The organism is Collimonas sp. OK412 (assembly GCF_900112135.1).
Taxonomy (GTDB): domain Bacteria; phylum Pseudomonadota; class Gammaproteobacteria; order Burkholderiales; family Burkholderiaceae_D; genus Collimonas; species Collimonas rhizosphaerae.
Genome location: NZ_FOLC01000001.1, coordinates 237,116 through 256,995, shown reverse-complemented (window position 1 = coordinate 256,995; position 19,880 = coordinate 237,116). Strand labels below are relative to the sequence as shown.

At 60.3% G+C, this 19,880-nt stretch carries 19 protein-coding genes; 7 read left to right on the top strand and 12 right to left on the bottom strand.

The features are described from left to right. Positions 1-116 precede the first annotated feature (116 nt). From mfd to BM062_RS01005, 4 genes are read left to right on the top strand one after another with little or no spacing between them, the layout of a single operon-like run. The gene (gene mfd / locus BM062_RS01020; RefSeq protein WP_092392176.1) at positions 117-3,557 is read left to right on the top strand and encodes a transcription-repair coupling factor; all 3,441 of its coding nucleotides are present in this window, start codon (positions 117-119) and stop codon (positions 3,555-3,557) included. Between the two features lie 50 nt (positions 3,558-3,607). Beyond that, the gene (gene serB, locus BM062_RS01015; RefSeq protein ID WP_092392174.1) at positions 3,608-4,465 is read left to right on the top strand and encodes a phosphoserine phosphatase SerB; all 858 of its coding nucleotides are present in this window, start codon (positions 3,608-3,610) and stop codon (positions 4,463-4,465) included. A gap of 42 nt (positions 4,466-4,507) precedes the next feature. After that, a complete protein-coding gene (locus BM062_RS01010) occupies positions 4,508-4,870 on the top strand; it encodes a DUF4870 family protein (RefSeq protein ID WP_092392172.1) in 363 nt (120 codons plus the stop codon). Then, entirely contained in the window at positions 4,867-5,421 is a 555-nt protein-coding gene (locus BM062_RS01005; protein WP_217647549.1) for a GNAT family N-acetyltransferase, read from the top strand. Before BM062_RS01010 ends, BM062_RS01005 begins: the two co-directional genes overlap by 4 nt. Before the next feature lie 97 nt (positions 5,422-5,518). Here BM062_RS01005 and BM062_RS01000 read toward each other — a convergent pair whose 3' ends face one another. The 6 genes from BM062_RS01000 to phaC form a co-directional block, all read right to left on the bottom strand. Then, positions 5,519-6,682, bottom strand: coding sequence for a cystathionine beta-lyase (locus BM062_RS01000; RefSeq protein ID WP_092392170.1), 1,164 nt, complete (start codon positions 6,680-6,682; stop codon positions 5,519-5,521). Positions 6,683-6,696: 14 nt separating this feature from the next. Further along, a complete protein-coding gene (locus BM062_RS00995; RefSeq protein WP_092392168.1) occupies positions 6,697-7,134 on the bottom strand; it encodes a hypothetical protein in 438 nt (145 codons plus the stop codon). Further along, complete coding sequence (gene rimO, locus BM062_RS00990; protein WP_254784849.1) at positions 7,131-8,534, bottom strand: 30S ribosomal protein S12 methylthiotransferase RimO; 1,404 nt, start codon at positions 8,532-8,534, stop codon at positions 7,131-7,133. Before rimO ends, BM062_RS00995 begins: the two co-directional genes overlap by 4 nt. Positions 8,535-8,635: 101 nt before the next feature. Continuing rightward, positions 8,636-9,199 carry a polyhydroxyalkanoate synthesis repressor PhaR gene (phaR, locus tag BM062_RS00985; protein ID WP_014005763.1) on the bottom strand — a complete coding sequence of 188 codons (564 nt, stop codon included), beginning with the start codon at positions 9,197-9,199 and terminating at the stop codon, positions 8,636-8,638. Between the two features lie 185 nt (positions 9,200-9,384). Beyond that, on the bottom strand, positions 9,385-10,125 hold the full coding sequence (locus tag BM062_RS00980) for a 3-ketoacyl-ACP reductase (protein WP_092392166.1): 741 nt from the start codon (positions 10,123-10,125) through the stop codon (positions 9,385-9,387). Positions 10,126-10,207: 82 nt separating this feature from the next. Then, positions 10,208-11,986, bottom strand: coding sequence for a class I poly(R)-hydroxyalkanoic acid synthase (gene phaC, locus BM062_RS00975; protein WP_092392164.1), 1,779 nt, complete (start codon positions 11,984-11,986; stop codon positions 10,208-10,210). 68 nt (positions 11,987-12,054) lie between these two features. Here phaC and BM062_RS00970 point away from each other — a divergent pair, with 68 nt between their 5' ends. Beyond that, complete coding sequence (locus BM062_RS00970; protein WP_092392162.1) at positions 12,055-12,321, top strand: hypothetical protein; 267 nt, start codon at positions 12,055-12,057, stop codon at positions 12,319-12,321. Positions 12,322-12,331: 10 nt separating this feature from the next. Here the strand turns inward: BM062_RS00970 and pgeF are convergent, their stop codons facing one another. Both pgeF and BM062_RS00960 read right to left on the bottom strand, forming a co-directional pair. Continuing rightward, a complete protein-coding gene (pgeF, locus tag BM062_RS00965; RefSeq protein WP_092392160.1) occupies positions 12,332-13,099 on the bottom strand; it encodes a peptidoglycan editing factor PgeF in 768 nt (255 codons plus the stop codon). Between the two features lie 46 nt (positions 13,100-13,145). Further along, positions 13,146-14,186 carry an RluA family pseudouridine synthase gene (locus BM062_RS00960; RefSeq protein ID WP_092392158.1) on the bottom strand — a complete coding sequence of 347 codons (1,041 nt, stop codon included), beginning with the start codon at positions 14,184-14,186 and terminating at the stop codon, positions 13,146-13,148. A 56-nt stretch (positions 14,187-14,242) separates the two neighbouring features. Between BM062_RS00960 and BM062_RS00955 the strand changes: the two genes are divergently transcribed. Continuing rightward, positions 14,243-15,055, top strand: coding sequence for an outer membrane protein assembly factor BamD (locus BM062_RS00955; RefSeq protein WP_092392156.1), 813 nt, complete (start codon positions 14,243-14,245; stop codon positions 15,053-15,055). A 119-nt stretch (positions 15,056-15,174) separates the two neighbouring features. On the opposite strand, the gene BM062_RS00950 is transcribed toward BM062_RS00955, so the two are convergent. The 4 genes from BM062_RS00950 to BM062_RS25480 all read right to left on the bottom strand — a co-directional run bounded on the left by BM062_RS00950 (position 15,175) and on the right by BM062_RS25480 (position 18,578). Further along, on the bottom strand, positions 15,175-16,233 hold the full coding sequence (locus BM062_RS00950; RefSeq protein WP_092392154.1) for a glycosyltransferase family 4 protein: 1,059 nt from the start codon (positions 16,231-16,233) through the stop codon (positions 15,175-15,177). Beyond that, entirely contained in the window at positions 16,215-17,099 is an 885-nt protein-coding gene (locus BM062_RS00945; RefSeq protein WP_092392152.1) for a UDP-2,3-diacylglucosamine diphosphatase, read from the bottom strand. The genes BM062_RS00950 and BM062_RS00945 overlap by 19 nt, the downstream gene beginning before the upstream one ends. Then, positions 17,096-17,863 carry a GNAT family N-acetyltransferase gene (locus tag BM062_RS00940; RefSeq protein WP_092392150.1) on the bottom strand — a complete coding sequence of 256 codons (768 nt, stop codon included), beginning with the start codon at positions 17,861-17,863 and terminating at the stop codon, positions 17,096-17,098. Before BM062_RS00940 ends, BM062_RS00945 begins: the two co-directional genes overlap by 4 nt. Positions 17,864-18,116: 253 nt before the next feature. Then, complete coding sequence (locus tag BM062_RS25480) at positions 18,117-18,578, bottom strand: hypothetical protein (protein ID WP_092392148.1); 462 nt, start codon at positions 18,576-18,578, stop codon at positions 18,117-18,119. A gap of 161 nt (positions 18,579-18,739) precedes the next feature. Here BM062_RS25480 and BM062_RS00930 point away from each other — a divergent pair, with 161 nt between their 5' ends. Continuing rightward, a complete protein-coding gene (locus tag BM062_RS00930) occupies positions 18,740-19,852 on the top strand; it encodes an ABC transporter substrate-binding protein (protein ID WP_254784848.1) in 1,113 nt (370 codons plus the stop codon). Positions 19,853-19,880: the final 28 nt, after the last annotated feature.

Genomic DNA, 19,880 nt, shown 5'->3' with positions numbered 1-19,880 from the left:
CCGGTTTAAGGGCAGTGGTTTATAATGCGGCTCTGAATTTTAACTGTCAAATCAGGCGTATTGTGGCTTTTTTTGACCACTATCGACACGCTTGCAGGCTTGCACAATAGGCCCCAATGTCCTTTGATCTAGAAAAATTGCTGCCCAGGCCGGCATCCCGTTTTGTCTTGCCGGCCCTGCACGGCTCGGCTGATGCCTATGCATTGGCGCAAGCCGCGCTGGCGCTCAAGGCGCAGCAAAGGATGCTGGTGGTGATCGTGGCCGACGCCACCGACGGCCAGCGGCTGCGCACCGAAATCCCCTGGTTCCAGGCCGGCGGCGACGAACCCAACGGCTTGCGCTGCCACTTGCTGCCGGACTGGGAAACCCTGCCCTACGACGCCTTCTCGCCGCACCAGGACCTGGTGTCGGAGCGGCTGGCGACCTTGTACGAGGTGCAGAGCGGCCAATGCGACGTGCTGCTGGTTCCCGCTACCACCGCCCTGGTCAAGATGGCGCCACCGTCCTTCCTGGCAGGCTACACCTTCTTTTTCAAGCAAGGCGAGACGCTGGATGAAGCGCGCCTGAAATCGCAGCTGACCCTGGCCGGCTACAGCAATGTCAACCAGGTCATGTCGCCCGGCGAATATTCGGTGCGCGGCGGCCTGATCGACATTTTCCCGATGGGATCCGTGCTGCCGTACCGGCTCGACCTGTTCGGCGACGCCATCGAAACCATACGCACATTCGACGCCGACACCCAGCGTTCGATGTATCCGGTGAGAGAAGTCAGGCTGCTGCCGGGCCGCGAATTCCCGATGGACGAAGCGGCGCGCTCGGCTTTCCGCAGCCGCTGGCGCGAAGTGTTCGAAGGCGACCCGTCGCGCTCCGCGATCTACAAGGATATCGGCAACGGCATCGCCTCGGCCGGCATCGAGTATTACCTGCCGCTGTTTTTCGAAGACACCGCGACGTTGTTCGAGTACCTGCCTGACACCGCCATGTTTGCCCTGGTCGGCGATATCGACGGCGCCATCCAGCGTTTCTGGAGCGACACCCAGTCACGCTACAGATTCCTGAAGTCGGACCGCGAGCGCCCTTTGCTGGCGCCGGAAGCGCTGTTCCTGACCGACGAAAATTTCTTCAGCCAGGCCAAGCCTTACGGCCGCTGGGTGATCCAGCACAGCGACGCCGCTTCCGAACTGTCGGCGCCCATCCCGAATATCGCCGTCAACCGCCGCATCGACGACCCGCTGACCAACCTGCGCGCCTACCTGCTGCAAAGCGAGCGGCGCGTGATGATCTGCGCCGAATCGAATGGCCGCCGCGAAACCTTGCAACAGTATTTCAACGAATACGACCTGCCGCTGGCGCTGTGCGACGGTTACGCCGACTTCACCACGTCGGAAAAAAAACTGATGCTGGGCGTGGCGCCCTTGCATGCCGGCTTTGAACTGCCGCAATTCACATTCATCACCGAAACCGAACTGTATGCTGGCTCCGGCCGCCGCATCGGCAAGAAAAAACAGGAAGGCGTCACCCAGGTCGAATCCATGGTGCGCGACCTGTCCGAACTCAAGATCGGCGATCCGGTGGTGCACATCAACCATGGCATCGGCCGCTACATGGGCTTGCTCAGCATGGACCTGGGCGAAGGCGAAACCGAATTCCTGCACCTGGAATACGCCAAGGACACCAAGCTTTACGTGCCGGTATCCCAGCTGCATGTGATTTCGCGCTACTCCGGCGCCTCGCCGGAAGATGCGCCGCTGCATGCGCTCGGCTCCGGCCAGTGGGAAAAAGCCAAGCGCAAGGCTGCGCAGCAAGTACGCGACACCGCCGCCGAACTGTTGAACCTGTATGCGCGGCGCGCCTTGCGCCAAGGCCATGCGTTCGAATATTCAGCGCACGACTACGAGGCTTTTTCTGAAAGTTTCGGCTTTGAAGAAACCGCCGACCAGGCTGCCGCCATCAATGCCGTGATCAAGGACATGACCAGCGGCAAGCCGATGGATCGCCTGATCTGCGGCGACGTCGGCTTCGGCAAGACCGAGGTCGCGCTGCGCGCCGCCTTTGTCGCCGTGCTCGGCGGCAAGCAGGTCGCGATCCTGGCGCCGACCACCTTGCTGGCGGAACAGCACGCGCAAACCTTCGCCGACCGTTTCGCCGACTGGCCGGTAAAGATTGCGGAGCTGTCGCGTTTCCGCAGCGGCAAGGAAGTCACGCAGGCGATCAAGGGCATGGCCGACGGCACCCTGGATATCGTGATCGGCACCCATAAACTGCTGTCCGACGATATCAAGTTTTCGCGCCTGGGGCTGGTCATCATCGACGAGGAACACCGCTTCGGCGTTCGCCAGAAAGAAACGCTCAAGGCGCTGCGCGCCGAAGTCGACGTCTTGACGCTGACCGCAACGCCGATCCCCCGTACCTTGGGCATGGCGCTGGAAGGCTTGCGCGAATTCTCGATCATCGCCACCGCGCCGCAAAAGCGCCTGGCGATCAAGACCTTCGTCCGCAGCGAGGGCGAATCGACGATCCGCGAAGCCTGCCTGCGCGAATTGAAGCGCGGCGGCCAGGTCTACTTCCTGCACAATGAAGTCGAAACCATCCAGAACCGCAAGGCGATGCTGGAAGCGCTGCTGCCGGAAGCGCGCATCGCCATCGCCCACGGCCAGATGCATGAGCGCGACCTGGAAAAAGTCATGCGCGATTTCGTGGCCCAGCGTTTCAACATCCTGCTGTGCACCACCATTATCGAAACCGGCATCGACGTCCCCACCGCCAACACCATCATCATGCACCGCGCCGACAAGTTCGGCCTGGCGCAATTGCACCAGTTGCGCGGCCGCGTCGGCCGGTCGCACCACCAGGCATACGCCTACCTGCTGGTGCACGACGTCCAGGGCTTGACCAAGCTGGCGCAGCGCCGGCTGGATGCGATCCAGCAGATGGAAGAACTCGGCAGCGGTTTCTACCTGGCCATGCACGACCTGGAAATCCGCGGCGCCGGCGAGGTGCTGGGCGATAACCAGTCAGGCGAAATGCACGAGATCGGTTTCCAGCTGTATTCCGACATGCTCAACGAAGCCGTACGCTCATTGAAGAACGGCAAGGAGCCGGATTTGGCGGCGCCGCTTTCGAGCACCACCGAAATCAACCTGCACGTGCCGGCCCTGCTGCCCAACGATTATTGCGGCGACGTCCACGAGCGGCTGTCGATCTACAAGCGGCTGGCCAATTGCGACGGCCAGGACAAGATCGACGACCTGCAGGAAGAATTGATCGACCGCTTCGGCAAGCTGCCGGATCCGGCCAAAGCCTTGGTCGAAACCCATCGCTTGCGGATCGCCGCGAAATCGATAGGCATCGTCAAGATCGATGCGCATACCGACTCCGCGCTGCTGCAGTTCGTGCCGAATCCGCCGATCGACGCCATGCGCATCATCGACCTGATCCAGAAGAACCGCCATATCAAGCTCAACGGCCAGGACAAATTGCGCATCACCGTCAGCATGCCGGACCTGGCGGCGCGCCTGACCCAGGTCAAGGCCACCATCAAAGCCCTGGCGGGATGATCTTGCGCCGTTATCCGATTATTTGAATTTCCAGAAACCAAACCAGACACATGAATCTCATCTTGCAAAGCCTGAGCGCAGAACGTAGCACCAGCAGCGCCATCGACCGTATCGCCAACCTGGCCGGCGTTGCCGCGGCCGATATCAGCAGCGCCGGCCGCCATGCCTGGCGTTGCGATGGCGTCGACTATTCCGACAGCCTGAAGACGCTGATCGACGCCGCCTGCTACGGCGCCCGGATCGACTGCGCCTGGCTGCCGGCGGCGCCGAAACTGGATGATTTCAAGTTGCTGGCGATGGACATGGATTCGACCCTGATCACGATCGAATGCATCGATGAAATCGCCGACATGCAAGGCTTGAAGCCGCAAGTCTCGGCGATTACCGAAGCGGCGATGCGCGGCGAGCTGGAATTCAATGAAAGCCTGACCCGGCGCGTGGCCTTGCTCAAAGGCCTGGATGCGTCGGCGCTGCAACGGGTGCTGGACGAACGGCTGCAGTTGTCGCCAGGCGCGGAAACCATGCTGGCGGCAGTCAAGGCGGCCGGCCTCAAGACCTTGCTGGTGTCGGGCGGCTTCACGTTCTTCACCGATCACATGAAAGCCGCTCTCGGACTCGATTACAGCCATTCCAACGTGCTGGAAATCGTCGACGGCAAGCTGACCGGGAAAGTGCTGGGCGGCATCGTCAACGCCGAGGAGAAAAAATCGACGGTCGAACGCGTTTGCGCCGAACTGGGCATCGCGCCAAGCCAGGCGATTGTCATGGGCGACGGCGCCAACGACCTGGCCATGATGAAGATCGCCGGCCTGTCGGTAGCCTTCCGCGCCAAGCCTGTGGTGCGCGCGCAAGCGAGCGTGGCCTTGAATTTTGTCGGTTTGGATGGCATCTTGCCTATATTGGCGTAATTCCTGAAGAATCCAGCGCCTCTCTTAACGTAAAGGACAGTCATGGCCCAAGAACTAGTCTTCGATAGCAAGCTGCATTCCGAGAAAAATCTCGCCTGGTGGCTCTACCTGTTTCATGCCGCCAGCCTGCTGTTTTCCCTGGGAGCGCTGTCCTGGATCCCCCTGATCATCAACTACGTCAAACGCTCGGATGCGGCCGACACCTTTGTGTACAGCCACCATAACTGGCAAATCCGCTCGTTCTGGTGGTACCTGCTGTGGATGGTGGTCGGCGGCGCCCTGTTCCTGACCGTGCTTGGCATCCCGCTGGCTTTCGCCGTGTGGGGCATTGCCTGGCTGTGGAAGGGTTATCGCCTGATCAAGGGCCTGGTGGATTTGAATGACAACAAGGCAATGCCTGCTTGATTCCATCTAGCAAAAAACGGCCGGCGGCAAGCCATGGCGCGGTGCGGGCGATGTCTGACCGCGACATTCCTGCCGTCATGCGGATCCAGGCAGAATGCTATCCGGAACCGATGCTCGAGTCGGAAGCCGTATTCCGCGCCCGCCTCGCCCTGGCCCCGGCGACTTGCTGGATATGGTCAGGACCAGGGCAAGGCGCCGGCGCCTATCTGTTCAGCTACCCTTCAAGCAAGGACGCCGTCACCGCGCTGGATCATCCCTTCACGATTCCTGCGGCGCCCGACTGCCTGTACCTGCATGACCTGGCCGTTGCACCGGATGCGCGCGGCCGGCGGGCTGCCAATGCCTTGGCAACGGCTGCACTGGAACACGCGCGCGCAGACGGTTTGCGCTGGAGCGCGCTGGTGTCGGTGCAACGGTCGCAGGTATTCTGGGAAACGCTAGGTTATGCCGCTGTAGAATCCCCGCCATCTCCCGCCAGGGAAAACCTGGCCAGCTATCAAGTGCAAGGAAATCAGGGCGCTGCCGTTTATATGCGTCAGCAGCTGACCTGAACTACAGGCCCAAGCTGCAGGCGAAAAAAAAAGCCGATCTGTCTGGATCGGCATTTTTTTGCTCGCTGAAGCCGTCGTGGCCTGGCCACGCATTGCATTACATCAGGTTGAAAGCTTGCTCGATATCGGCAATCAGGTCCTGCGGATCTTCCAGGCCGATATTGAAGCGCACCAGCGTGCCCTGGTCCTGCCAGTTCTTGCGCATGCCCTGGATCCGGTAAGGAACGCACAGGCTGTTGGCGCCGCCCCAGCTGTAGCCGATCTTGAACAGTTTCAGGCTGTCGACGAAACGGTCGGTCTGCTCTTCGCTATAGCGGGCATCGAACAGCACTGAAAACAGGCCGCCCGCGCCGGTGAAATCGCGCTTCCAGTTTTCATGTCCCGGGCAGTCCGCAAAAGCCGGATGCAATACCCGGCTGATCTGCGCCTGCTGCTGCAGCCAGGCGGCAACCGTGCGCGCGCCGGCGTCGTGCGCGTCGAAGCGCAGTTTCATGGTCGGCAGGCTGCGCAAGACGAGGTAAGCGTCATCCATGCCGACGCCGAAACCGAGCCGCATGTGCGCGAGCTGCAGCTTCTGGTTCAAGGCCGGATCCCGGGTGACCACGGCGCCCATCAGCACATCCGATCCGCCCGACTGGTATTTGGTCAGCGCCTGCATCACGATGTCAACGCCCAGGTCGAAAGCGCGCAACGCCAGGCCGGCCGACCAGGTATTGTCTATCGCCACCAGCACGCCCTTGGCGTGCGCCGCGGCGCAGATGGCGGGCAGGTCCGGCACTTCCATCGATACCGAACCCGGCGCCTCGGTCCAGACCAGGCGGGTGTTCGGCTGGATCAGGCCGGCGATGCCGGCGCCGGCCATCGGATCGTAATAGCGAGCGGTAATGCCGAAATCCTTGGACAGCCAGTTGCCCAGCTCGCGATTCGGGTTGTACACATTGTCCGGCAACAGCACGTCGTCGCCGCTCTTCAGCAAGGCCAGGTCGACCATGGTGATCGCCGCCAGCCCGCTAGGCGCCAGCAGGCAATGCTGGCCGCCCTCGATTTCCGCCAGGCGCGCTTCCAGCGTGAAGGAAGTCGGCGTGCCGTGCAGGCCGTAGGTATAACTGTTCTTTTCCTGCCACTCGCGCGCGCGCATTGCCGCGACATTCTTGAACAGCACGGTGGAGGCGTGGTGGATCGCTACCGGAAAAGCGTCAAAACCTGCCGGCGCGGTGTAGTCGCTGTGCATCAATGCGGTTTGAGGATTCTTCTTTGCCATGTTCAATGATGGTTTTATTTGACGGCTCTGGGAGACTGGACAGTCAAGGCGAAAGGCTTGGTCACTGCATCGTCGGTAGTGGACCAGGTGCCGCTGAAAGTATTGCCGACAAGTTTGCCAGCCCACTCGCCGGAAACATCCTTGCCGTTGACGGATTCTTCCATGAGGATATCGGCATTGTCCGATTCGCCTGCCAGCAGGATTTTAGCGGATTGGCCGGCAATCACATAACTGCCCTGGATGCCTTCGCTCGGATCCGGCTTCTGCTGCAAATGCATTTCGATCTGCGCATCGCCCAGCGTGCCGCGCAAGGTCAGCGGCGTGGCGAACCGGTCTTGCGCCGCAACCGCGGTTGCCGGCGCGCCAGCAGTATTTCGATTATCCGCCAGCACCGGGGCGGCGGCAAAACCAGCCAGCAAGGTCAGCGCAACAGCAACCTTCCCTGCCGTCATGCAGCGGCCCACAAATCGTGCGCATCGGAGGCGGTGATGGTGACGTCGACAAACTCGCCGACCACCAGCTTCTTGTGCGGTTCATACGGCGGCTTGACGTACACCACGCCGTCGATTTCCGGCGCATCGGCGCTGGAGCGGCCGACGCCGCCGTTGCGGTCGACCGAATCGATCAGCACGCGCATGGTCTTGCCGACCTTGGCTTGCAGGCGTTTCTTGGAAATTTCCTCCTGCAGCTGCATCACGCGGCCGCGGCGCTCTTCGCGCAGTTCTTCCTGCACCGGATTGTCCAGGGCGTTGGCGGTGGCGCCTTCCACCGGCGAATAGGCGAAGCAGCCGAGGCGGTCGATTTCCGCCTCTTTCAGGAAATCCAGCAGGTATTCGAACTCGGCGTCGGTTTCGCCGGGAAAACCGGCGATAAACGTGGAGCGGATGGTCAGGTCCGGGCACATCGCGCGCCAGGCCTGGATCCGCTCGATATTCTTTTCGCCGCTGGCCGGGCGTTTCATGCGCTTCAGCACATCGGGATGGGCATGCTGCAGCGGCACGTCCAGGTACGGCAGCACCTTGCCTTCGGCCATCAGCGGGATGATCTGGTCGACGTGCGGGTAAGGATAAACGTAGTGCAGGCGCACCCAGGCGCCGTACTGGGCCGCCAGTTCGCCCAGCGCCGTGACCAGCTGCGTCATGTGGGTCTTGACCGGCTTGCCGTTCCAGAAACCCATGCGGAACTTGACGTCGACGCCGTAGGCGCTGGTATCTTGCGAAATCACCAGCAGTTCCTTGACGCCGGCCTTGAACAGGTTCTCGGCTTCCAGCATGACGTCGGCGATCGGGCGCGACACCAGGTCGCCGCGCATCGACGGGATGATGCAAAAACTGCAACGATGGTTACAGCCTTCCGATATTTTCAGGTAAGCGAAATGCTTGGGCGTCAGCTTGACGCCCTGCGGCGGCAACAGGTCGAAGAACGGCGCGTGCGGCTTGGGCAGGTGCTTGTGCACGGCAAACATGACTTCGCCGACCGCATGCGGGCCGGTCACTTCCAGCACCTTCGGGTGGATCTTCTGGATGATGTCGTCGCCGTCGGCATCCTTCTTGGCGCCCAGGCAGCCGGTCACGATGACCTTGCCGTTTTCGCTCAGCGCTTCGCCGATGGCGTCCAGCGACTCTTGCACTGCGGCATCAATAAAACCGCAGGTATTGACGATTACGAGGTCGGCGCCTTGGTACGACTTGGCAGTTTCATAACCTTCCGCGCGCAGCTGGGTCAGGATCTGTTCGGAATCGACCAGCGCCTTGGGACAACCAAGGGATACAAAACCGACTTTAGGGGCGGCGGCTAGTGCTGGGAGTGCGGCGGCCGATGCTGCTGGCGCGGCGGAGATGACGTTGGACATGGCGGGAGATGGGCTCAAAGCAAAGTCGCTATTGTACCCCTTCCACCGCCATGGTTACCCTGCAAGGTTCGTAAAAACCTGCCGCGAGGCTTGCTCAATGATTATTTTTTTGTCTTGTCCGGCGGCGGCGGCGCAAACGGGAAAGTGCCGAACATGTTCTTGGTCTGGTTTTGCATCTGCTCCTGCATCTGGATGAACAGGCCTTTGCTCTGTTCGATGTAGTTGCTCATCATGCCCTGCATCATCGGCCCCTGGACATTCATGAACTGCGCCCACATTTCCGGGCTGAAAGGCTTGCCTTCGTAAAAACCCTTGGAATTCTCGGTGAGCTTGTTCTGGATATCGATGAACGCCTGGATGTTCTTTTCCAGGTAAGAACCCATCATGCCTTGCATGGCGTGGCCGTAGTAGCGGATGATCTGCGACAGCGCCGCGCTGGAAAACATGGGCGTGCCGTTCGACTCTTCTTCCAGGATGATCTGCAGCAGGATGCTGCGCGTCAGGTCGTCCTCGGTCTTGGCGTCCAGCACAACGAACTCTTCGTTGTCCAGCACCAGCTGCTTGACGTCCGTCAGGGTAATGTATGAACTGGTTTGCGTATCGTAGAGGCGACGATTCGGATACTTCTTGATCAAACGTTCAGACATTTTTTTTGGTGTAGTCATTTCAGTCCCAGGTTGCTGCGCCCATAACGCATTTTATATTTGTTACTTTAGCAATCGACGTTTTGCTACAGTACATCTCCATTATATGCATGTGCAAAGACAGTGCAGGGAGTTTTATTGCATTGCAGTACAAACAAGCATGTGCAATATCCCGCATGGATTCGCAATCCATGCGGGAAACCGCATCAGCCCATATGCAGGCCGCCGTTCAGCGAGAAGTCGGAACCGGTGGCGTAGCCGCCCTCTTCCGACACGATCCAGGAGATGATGGAAGCGATTTCTTCCGGTTCGCCCAGGCGTTTTACCGGGATCCCGGCAACGATTTTTTCCAGCACGTCCGGGCGGATCGACCGCACCATGTCGGTGCCGACATAACCCGGCGACACGGTATTGACGGTAACGCCCTTGGTCGCCACTTCCTGCGCCAGCGCCATGGTAAAGCCGTGGATGCCGGCTTTTGCGGTCGAGTAGTTGGTCTGGCCGAACTGGCCCTTCTGGCCGTTGACCGACGAAATATTGACAATCCGTCCCCAGCCGCGGTCCGCCATGCCGTCGATGACCTGCTTGGTGACGTTGAACAGCGAATTCAGGTTGGTGTCGATGACCGCATCCCAGTCTGCCTTGGACATCTTGCGGAACTGGCCGTCGCGGGTAATGCCGGCGTTGTTGATCAGGATATCGACTTCGCCGACTTCCGCCTTGACCTTGTCGAACGCTGCCTTGGTCGATTCCCAGTTGGAGACGTTGCCTTCCGAAGCATGGATATCGAAACCCTTGGCGCGCATGTCGGCCAGCCATTTATCCTTGCGCGTGGAATTCGGCCCGCAGCCGGCTACCACGGTAAAACCATCTGTGCAAAGACGAGTACAAATTGGGGTACCGATGCCGCCCATTCCCCCTGTCACATAAACGATTCGCTTTGCCATCTCTTGTCTCCTTCAAAAAAACGATTCAAAAAATCCATCTGCTTCGTGACTACAACTTCCCCGACAGTCTTCCCGCTGTGTTTTATTCTGCCCTGACTTTGACATACCGGCCCGGCGCAGGTTCGATGACGCTGTACTGAGTATTTCCCAATTTGCGCGGCGCGGCCACTTGTTTTCCTGCATGTTCGGATAAAAATCCGGTCCATTCGGTCCACCAGCTGCCAGGATGTTCAACCGCCGCCGCCATCCAGGTTTCGGCATCCACGGCGCCTGCCTTGCCGGCGGCGTTGCCGGTCCAATAACTTCGCTTCTTCTTTGCCGGCGGATTGATCACGCCGGCGATGTGGCCGGAAGCGCCGAGCACGAAGCGGTTCTGTTTCGGTTTCCCGGGATTGAGCAGGGAAACCGAGGCATAGGCTGAGGTCCAGGGCACGATATGATCGTCGCGCGAGGCATAGATGAAAGCCGGCGCATCGATCTTGCCGAGGTCGATCTTTTGTCCGCCTACCGTCAGCGTGCCGGCCTCCTTCAGCGAATTGTCCAGGTACATGTGGCGCAGGTAGTAGCAAAACATCGGCCCCGGCAAATTGGTGCTGTCGGCGTTCCAGTACAGCAGATCGAAAGGCGTCGGCTGCTCGCCTTTCAGATAGTTCGATTCGACATAATTCCACAGCAGGTCGTTGGGACGCAAGCTGGAAAACGCAGAACCGAATTCACGCCCCGGCATCAGGCCGCCCTGGCCGATGGCCTGTTCCCGCATGCGGATCTGCAGGTCGTCGATGTATACGTCGAGGATGCCGGTGTCGCTGAAATCCAGGAAAGCGGTGAGCAAGGTCAGGCTGGCGACCGGATTGTTTTTTTCCGCTGCCAGCTTTGCCAGGGCCGTCGACAGGATCGTGCCGCCGACGCAGAAACCGAGCGTGTTGATCTTGTCCTGGCCGCTGATCTCCTGCACTGCCTGGATCGCCCGGATTGCACCATCGACGATGTACTGGTCCCAGGTCGCATGCGCCAGCGATTCATCGGCGTTGCGCCAGGAAACCAGGAACACGCTGTGCCCCTGCTCCACCGCATAGCGCACCAGCGAGTTCTGCGGCTGCAGGTCGAGGATATAGAATTTGTTGATGCAAGGCGGCACAATCAGCAGCGGCCGCTGGTACACCTTGGCGGTCAGCGGCGTGTACTGGATCAGCTGGAACAGGTCGTTTTCAAATACCACGGCGCCTTCGGTGGTGGCCACGTCCTTGCCGACCTCGAATGCCGATTCGTCGGTCTGCGACACCCGGCCCTTGTGCATGTCCGCGATCATCTGGGCGATGCCCTTGGTCAGGCTTTCACCATGGGTTTCGACAATTTTCTGCTGCGCCGCCGGATTGGTCGCCAGGAAATTGGAAGGCGCCATGGCGTCGATCATCTGCTGCACGGTAAAGCCGATCTTGCGCTTGAGCTTGGGCGGCGCATCCAGCGCTTCGACCATCGCGTTCAGGAAGTGGGCATTGAGCAGGTAGGCCGCCGCATTGAACGCATGCAGCGGATTGTCATGCCAGGCCGCGGCGCTGAAACGGCGGTCGGCGATGGCCGGTATGCGCGCTGCCAGCATGTCCTTCCACAGCGCGGACAGCTGCTCCGTGTATTCCGCCTGCAGCTTTTCCAGCACCGCCGGATCGAGCGAAATGCCGAGCTCGCCAAAACCCGCCGCGCCGTTCTGGTTTTGCGCGGCTGGATTGAAGCCGAGGAACATGCCGGGGTCGGCTATATGACCGAGCTGCTGGAGAAACTGGGGATTGAAGGCTTGACTGAATTGCTGCGAGAGTTGCGACAATGCGGCAGGATCGAAGACGGAAAAATTAGGCGTATTCATGCGGTGACCGTTGTTTTGGCTTATTTTCGTGTATCTTTTATCGGATTGACTCTAGAGCAGGAACCAAAATGCATATCGTCGCCATCGCATGGATTTACGTTGTCTTCATGATGGCAATTACAGAGGCTACTCCAGTTGCCGGCGTGATGACTTTTTTACTGTACGGTGTTTTTCCTTTGACAATTGTTTTATACCTGATGGGCACGCCGAAACGCAAGAGAAATCGTCAGCGCACTGAAAATTCTAACAGGCTGGCGGCACAGCAAAAAGCTGCCGCCGCCGCAACCGCCGAGACACCTGCTTCGCAAGAAAAACCTGAATCAGCCAAACCATAAGCGGCGCCGGTCATTTCAGCCAGATCAGCGAAGCCATGCGGCCGGTCACATGGTCGCGGCGATAGGAATAAAAATTCCTGTCGCTGACCGTGCACAATCCGCCACCGTAAACATTCTGCACATCTGCCTCGCGCAGCGCAAGCCGCGCCAGCTGATAAATGTCGGCCAGGTATTTGCCCGGCCGCTGTGCGATCGGCGCAAAACAGGCTTCGGCCTGCTGCCTTGCCTGGCCAGCCTGCGCCGCGTCGGCGAATGCCGCCAGCACATCGGCGCCGACCTCGAACCGTTCGGGGCCGATGGCCGCGCCCAGCCAGGCGGCAATCGGCCCGGCGCCGGCGGCGCGCATGCGCGCCACGGTATTTTGCAGCACTCCGCCCTGCAGTCCGCGCCAGCCGGCATGCGCGGCGCCGACCACGGCGCCGTTCATATCGGCAAACAAGACCGGCAGGCAATCGGCGGTCTGTATTGCGCACACTACGCCGGCCCGGGTGGCAATGGCGGCATCCGCTTCGACGCCGGCGACGGCAGCGCCGGCGTCGACCACATGATGGCCGTGGACTTGCGCCAGCCACAGCGGCGACGCCGGCAGCAAGACATCCAGTTGCGCACGGTTGGATTCGACCGCGGGCAGCAGGTCGCCGACATGGCTTCCAAGGTTCAGGCCGCCGCCGCCGTTGCCGTCGTCATACGGCCCCTGGCTGGCGCCGCCGCCGCGCAAGGTGGCAAAAGCGCCAATATTCGGCGGCAATCCAGGCCAGTCCGGAATGATCAATTGCATGCGCCGAAGGCTCCTTCTTTCCGTCTAGTCCACAAAACCGCGATCGTCATTCCGGCACGCTCATGCCGGCGCGCACCAGCAGCGCAGCGAAATCCTCCGGCAGCGGCGCATGCCACTCGCAAGCCTTGCCCGTGCTCGGATGGATCAGGCCCAGGCGCGACGCCTGCAGGGCCTGGCGCGGGAAAGCCGGCATCAGGTGTTGTTTGCCGTACAAGGCGTCGCCCACCAGCGAAAACCCGAGCGACTGCATGTGGACGCGGATCTGGTGGGTACGCCCAGTTTCCAGGCGACAACCCATGAGACTGACCGGACGCCGCTCCAGCAGGCCGGTCGCCAGCCGCTGGTAGTGGGTGATGGCGGGCTTGGCGATCAGGCTGTCGGATACCGCCATCTTGATGCGGTCGCGCGGATGGCGCGCCATGGGACTGTCCACGGTTCCGTTCAGCTGCGGCGTGCCCCACACCAGCGCCAGGTACTGGCGCTTGACGGTACGGGCCTGCAGCTGGCGCACCAGGTCGGTCTGCGCTTCCAGCGTCTTGGCGACCACCATCAGGCCGCTGGTGTCCTTGTCCAGGCGATGCACGATGCCGGCGCGCGGCACTCCTGCCAATGCCGGCCAGCGGAACAGCAGGCCGTTGAGCAAGGTTCCTGACCAGTTGCCGGCGGCGGGATGCACCACCAGGCCGGCCGGCTTGTTGATGACAATGATTGCCGCATCTTCGTAAACCACATCCAGCGCCATGTCTTCCGGCGTGAACGCCTTTTCGTCGGGCGCCGGCTGCGGCAGCACCACCACGGTTTCATCGCCGTAGGTGGTCATCTTGGTGGTGCCCGGCTTGCCGTCGACGGTAACGTGCCCGGCTTCGATCCATTGCTGGATGCGGCTGCGCGAATATTGCGGCACCAGGGTTGAAACTACTTTATCCAGGCGCGTGCCGCACACATCCGGTGTCAATTGCAGTACTATCGGCGCGCTGGCAGTAGCCGCGTCGCCGTCGTCGACATAGTCGATATCGGCCTCTAAATCAGCGTCAGGCAGACTTTCAGCCAAATTTGGCTTGGTAAATGACATCACTTGAAGTCCCATCAGCTATAATCAATCGTTGTTAATACACGTAAATACGCGCAATCTTGCAAACCACTATGCAAAAAAGACTCTTAAAACTAGCTGCTGTCGCATTCGCTCTATCCTTATCTGCGTGTGGCTTATTGCCAGACAAAGTCGATGAAACCGCAAACTGGTCCGCCCCCCGATTATACTCGGAGGCCAAGGATGAAATGAACAGCGGCGGCTACGATAAGGCAATTAAGTACTTTGAAAAGCTGGAATCGCGTTATCCGTTCGGCACCTACGCGCAACAGGCGCAGATGGATATCGCCTATGCCCACTACCGGCAAGGCGAACAGCCTGAGGCGCTGGCGGCAATTGACCGCTTCATCAAGCTGCATCCGAACCACCCTAACGTAGACTACATGTACTACCTGCGCGGCCTGGTCAACTTCAACGACAAGATCAGCATTTTTGACTTCCTGTCGAGCGAGGACGCCACCGAGCGCGATCCGAAAGCGGCGCGCGATGCATTCGACGCCTTCAAGCAGGTGGTGGTCCGCTTCCCCGAGAGCACCTACGCCCCCGATTCGCTGGCGCGCATGAAATACCTGGTGAATGCGCTGGCGCAGTATGACGTCCACGTCGCCAGCTACTACTACCGCCGCGGCGCGTATGTGGCGGCTGCCGACCGCGCGCAAAGCGCCATCCAGCAATATCGCGATGCGCCGGCGGTGGAAGAAGCGCTGCATATCATGGTGCAGTCTTACGAAGCCCTGGGCCTGACGCAATTGCATGACGACGCTGAGCGCGTGCTGAAGAAAACCTACCCGAACAGCAAGTATGTCGGCGGTACCGGCACCGACAGCACCAAGGTAGTAAAAGCGCCTTGGTGGAAATTCTGGTAACAGGCAGGCTCGCACTAAATAAAAATGCCCCGTTCTTCCAAACGGGGCATTTTATTTTGAGGCGATGCTTGTCGCCACGCGCCAGCCAGTAGTCTTGCTTGCCTGAACGGCTTGGCTTGTCAAAGGCCGGAAGCGGGCCGTGACCTGCCGGCCAGCAGATTATTGGGGCGCGCTTTCACCCCATGGATCTGAAACAGATGCTGCTGGAACTGCTGCGTGGCGTACTCCCAGGAATATTCCAGCGCATGTTCCCGCACCTCGCGCCGGTCCAGCGCCAGAGCCCGCTGGCAAGCCGAGGTCAAGTCCTCGTCCAGTATCCCGGAGCGCCCGTGCGCCACCACATCGAGCGGACCGGCGACCGGATAAGCGGCGACCGGCACCCCGCATGCCATGGCTTCGACCATGACCAGCCCGAAGGTATCGGTATGGCTGGGAAACACCATCACGTCGGCGCAGTTGTAATACGAGGTGAGTTCGTGGTGCGGCTTGGCGCCCAGGAACTGCACATCCGGATAGCGCTGCTGCAGCTCTTCGCGCAGCGGGCCGTCGCCGATCACCCATTTGCTGCCCGGCAGGTCAACCTGCAGGAACGACTCGATGTTCTTTTCCACCGCCACCCTGCCGACGTACAGGTACAAAGGGCGGACGATGCAAGCGTGGTCCTCGTCGACCGGCTTGAAACGCTCGGTATCCACCCCTCGGCCCCACAACACCAGATGGCGGAAGCCGCGCTGCTCCAGCTCCTTGAGCACATGCGGCGTCGGCACCATCACCGCTTTCGAAGGACCGTGGAACCAGCGCAGCCAGCGGTAGGTCAGCGCCTTGGGCAGGATCGAACGCGCGCTCAGGTACTCGGGGAAACGGGTATGGTAGGCGGTCGTAAAGCCTATTCCCTGGCGCAGGCAGAAACGCCTGGCGGCCAGGCCCATCGGCCCTTCGGTCGAGATATGGATGCAGTCGGGCCCAAACGCCTTCAGGCTGGCCGCGATCCTGGCATAAGGCTTGTGCGCCAGGCGGATTTCCGGATAGGTGGGACAGGCGAAAGTCGGGAAATCGTCGGGACTCAGCAGCAGCACTTCGTGGCCGTTATGGCGCAAGCATGCGCTGGTGGCGCGCAAAGTATTGACTACCCCGTTGATCTGCGATTGCCCGGCGTCCGTTACGATGGCAATTCGCATAATTCTTTAACCTTCTTGCCGGACACTGGATTCTTTTGCTGCATGATTTCCTGCCAGGTCACCAGGCGCAATTCGCCGCTGGCTTCTTCCACCAGCGCCGACAGGCTTTCCACCCAGTCGCCGTCGTTGCAATAGGTGATGCCGTTGATGTCGCGGATTTCCGGCTTGTGGATATGGCCGCAAATGACGCCGTCCAGGCCCTTCTTCTGCGCTTCCGCCGCCAAGGCATCTTCAAATGAAGAAATGTAGTTCACGGCGTTTTTCACCTTCAGCTTCAGGTATTGCGAGAGCGACCAGTAAGGCAGGCCGGCGCGTGCGCGCCAGCCGTTGAACCATTGGTTGAATTTCAGGATCACGGTGTACAGGCTGTCGCCCACGTACGCCAGCCATTTGGCGCAGGCGATCACGCCGTCGAAACGGTCGCCGTGCAGCACCAGCATGCGTTTCCCCTGCGCGGTGGTATGCACCAATTCATCGCGAATCCGGATACCGCCGAAGTCCAGATCGATGAATTGGCGCACAGCCTCGTCATGGTTGCCGGGCACAAAAATCACCTCGGTTCCCTTGCGCGCTTTTTTCAGCACCGTTTGCACTACGTTGTTGTGGACCTGGTCCCAGTACCAGCGGCGCTTCAGCTGCCAGCCGTCGATGATGTCGCCGACCAGGTACAGGGTGTCCGACTCGGTCGCGCGTAAAAACTCCAGCAGGCGAGCAGCCTGGCAGCCGGTGGTTCCCAGGTGGACATCGGAAATCCAGATGGTGCGAAAGCGGATCGGATCTCGCTTGGCGCCGGCGCCGGCGCTAACGCCGGCGCCGGAATTTGCGCCAAACAACGCAGCTTCCAGAAACTGTTCGCCTGGTTTCATGTCGCCCTCGTTTCTTTAAGATAGTGGCGCGCATAGCGCTGGTCCAGCTTGGACAAGGGCAGCAGCAGGAAAAAATCGGCGGAGTGGAAATCGGGATCCCAGGCCGGGTCGCCGCAGACCCAGGCGCCGCTGCGCAGATAGCCTTTCAGCAGCGGCGGCATCTGCGCCACATGGCCGGCTTCACGCTCATGGACCGGAAACGGCACATGCGGCGTGACCCGGTATTCGGCCGGAGCGAAATTGCCCGGCTCCAGGCTGTGGTACAAGGCCGCGGCGTTGTGCCCGCCGTCGGCCAGGCTGACGCTGGCGCAGCCCATCAGGTAGTCGCAGCGTTCGCGCCGCATGAAGGCCGCCAGGCCGGCCCACAGCAGCATGATGACGCTGCCGCTGCGGTATTCGGGATCGATGCAGGCGCGCCCGGCTTCGGCAATGCTGCTGCGCAGGTTGTCGAGGCGGCCGAGGTCGAATTCCTGTTCCGAGTAATAACGCCCCATGCTTCTTGCCGCATGCGGGCTCATGACGCGATAGGTGCCAACCACGCGCAAGGTGTTGGTGTCGCGCACGATCAGGTGATCGCAATAAGAGTCGAATTCATCGCTGTCCAGGCCATCCGCATTGGCCAGCGCGGACAAGCCCATCGTCTCGATAAAAACCTTATAGCGCAGACGCTGCACTTCGCGTACTTCTTCCGGCGTACTGGCAAGACTAACCGTCAACTTGGAAACACTCGTACTTGCTTCGCCAGGATTCGTTAGTAGTTGCATTCATCGTCCTTTCTGATTGTGACGATGACAAGCCTAACCACGGATTACTTCAAGAAAATGACAGGTTTATTTCGGTTTTATGACATAGCAACAGTGTCGAAAATGCAATCGAAACGATCTGGATGCCGCCGTTTTTCGATAGGCCGCGCACATGCCGCCCATAGGCAAACGGGATCCGGATTTGCACGCCGGCTTTCGCCATCGCACAAATCCGGACCCCGTTCAGCGCACCGCGCGGTACGGCCGGGCTGTCTTATTTTTCCTTCTTCGGACGGCCCGCCTTCACCGGCGGCAGGCTGGCCACGGCCAGTTTCAGGTTGGCCAGGCCCAGTTCGCGGATCAAGGCAACGCCGACCCGCAGCAGCTCGCTCTTCTTCACTTCGAGGCCGGCTTTCAAGAATGTTTTCTTGACGTCGCCCAGCACCTGGTATTCATCGGCCGGCATGGTGAAGCTGTCGCGCACCAGCTTGGCTTTCTTTACCTTGCCCTTCAAATCCGGCAGCGACTTGATGCTTGGCGCAGGCTTGGCTGCAACCGGCTTGGTAGCCAGCAAGGCCTTAGGCAAAGGCTTTGCGGCGGCCTTCACTACTGGCTTGGCAGCAGGTTTTGCCGCCGGCTTGGCAGCTGGACGCGCAACAGGCTTGGCCTTGGCAACGGTTTTTGGCGCTGCAACCGGCTTTTTGACGACACGTTTCACAATTTTACTGGTAACCATTCAACTCTCCAAAATTAAATCGTATAAATAATATATACAATTATTCCATCGTCGGCAAGAACAGCTTCAACAAACACAACAAATTCATCAAGCCGTCACAATTTACAACCAGAATCGCGACTCCTCCTCCGCCATATTTCGACTTTCCGATGAACTTAAACTTGAAACGCTTTTTGTGCAAGTATCTGGCCGGCCTTGCGCTGTGCCTGCCGCTGCTGGCGAATGCGGCGGCCGACGCCATCGTGGTCGGCCAGGCCATCGACCTGTCCGGCCCCAACGCCGACCTCGGACGCGATTATGTAGCGGGCATCAAGACCTATTTCGACGTGCTCAACGCCAAAGGCGGGATCAACGGCCGCCGCATCCAGTACCTGGTGCGCGACGACCGCGGCCAGGCCGACCAGGCGGTGAAAGCGGTCGCCGAACTGATCACCCAGGCCCACGTCTCTTACCTGTTCGGCGGCGTCGGCGACGATGTCACCCGGGCCGTGCTGGATTCCGCCGAATTCAAGCGCAGCGGCCTGACGCTGTACGCGCCGCTGGCCGGCGCCGATTACCGGAAAGATGCCAAAATCCTGTTCTGGCGGCCCAGCTACCAGCAGGAAATCCGCCATATATTTTCCCATTTCGACAAGCTCGGCATCAAGGACGTCGGCGTGGTGTACCAGGAATCGGCCGCCACCGCCGACGCTTACCGGCGCCTGGCCGAACAGATGAAGGAAAGCGGCATCAGGCTCAGCGGTACGGTCCACCTCGGCAACGATCTCGCCAGGATGCGCAGCGAAACGGCGCAGCTGGCCAGCGCCAAACCGGGGTTCGTGATCATGATCGCCGATACCGTGAATGCCGGGGTATTCCTGAAAGAATTCCGCAAGCTGGCGCCGCAAACCTTCGTCGCCGGTTCGTCCCTCACCAACCTGACCACGCTGCGCCAGCTGGCGGGCGGCAAGGCCGTGGAGTGGACGGTGTTCTCGCAAGTCGTCCCGAACCCCAACATCGGCAGCTCGTCGATACAGCTGGAACATTTGAACATGATGCGGAAGTATCGCGACGAGCCGGTATCGGCATTGACGCTGGAAGGGTTTACCGCGGCAAAATCATGGCTGCGCCTGCTGCCGGCCGGCAAACGCGCCGCCGGCCAGGCCGAATACGCCATTCCCGGCGGCGGTTTCGACATTGGCGGTTACATGGTGGGCGACGTCGCCGACAGCAACCACCTCTCCAGCTATGTCGACATGGCGCTGTTCAACAAATCCAGCGGACTGACTTACTGAAGCAGCCCAGCCGCACTTCAGCGGCAAA